The sequence below is a fragment of the Gammaproteobacteria bacterium genome (assembly GCA_035279405.1).
Classification (GTDB): Bacteria; Pseudomonadota; Gammaproteobacteria; order Natronospirales; family REEB76; genus REEB76.
Window position 1 is genome coordinate 1 of sequence record DATEHU010000030.1, and the last position, 1,055, is coordinate 1,055.

Consider the following 1,055-nt stretch of genomic DNA (forward strand, 5'->3'; position numbering starts at 1 on the left):
CCTGAACTGATAAAACATTCTTGGAGGAATTGTTTTGATCAGATCAGAGATCGTTTTAGGACTGCCCGACTATGAGATTACCGATTTACAGATCAGCGGTGGTGGGATCAAGATCTCAGCGCGGCATACCGGGCTGAGGTTGTGCCCGCACTGCGGGAGCGACCGGCTGCGGAACAAGGGCCGATATGTGCGGCGAGTGCGGCATGAGGACTGGGGCTTGCGGCACTGTGTGGTGGAGCTGGAAGCCTGCAAGTTTCAATGCCACAGCTGCGGACGGTACTTCCGGGAGCGGTTTCCAGGGATTCAACCCTGCCAGAGATCCAGTGAAGCCTTCCAGAGAATGATCTTTCGCCAGCACCTGGATGGCATTAATCGCAGCCGGCTGGGGCGCCGCGAAGGGATCGGGGCCGCCACCGTAGAGCGCTATTTTCAGCGCGGACTCCAGCGCCAGTTTGGGGAGTGGCATTCGGGGCGCTGCCCGCAGGTGCTGGGCATCGATGAGCACTTCTTCACCCGACGCAGCGGCTACGCCACCACGCTGTGCGACCTAAGAAATCATAAGATCTATGATGTGGTTTTAGGCCGGTCGGAGCTCTCTCTGGCGGCCTATTTTCAGAAGCTGGAATGCAAGGCCGAGGTGCGCGTGGTATGCATGGACTTGGCCTCGAACTACCGCGCACTGGTCCGGCTGCATTTTCCCAACGCACTCATCGTGGCGGATCGCTTCCATGTCATTCGCCTGATCAACCATCACTTCCTGGCCTGCTGGCGGGACATCGATGGAGTCGGCGCCAAGAATCGCGGACTGCTTTCCTTGATGCGGCGGCATCGTCACAATCTCAAAGAAGATCAGCAGCTTCGGCTAGCGGCCTACCTGGCCGACCATCCCGTGCTGGAGACCATTTACCGCTTCAAACAGCGGCTCTGCTACCTGCTGTTGAAAAAGCACCGCACCCGCAAACAGTGCCAGAAACTGGTGCCACGCTTCCTCCGCGCCGTTTACCAGTTGCGCCAGGCCGGCCTCGCGCAACTGGTGCAACTCGGCCAGACTCTCT

General features: G+C 58.9%; 1 protein-coding gene. It reads left to right on the forward strand.

The genetic code is table 11. The annotated features are described in order from the left end of the window. Positions 1 to 34: 34 nt before the first annotated feature. The coding region (locus tag VJR90_06565; GenBank protein HKV97130.1) for an ISL3 family transposase at positions 35 to 1,055 on the forward strand (1,021 nt) is incomplete at its 3' end.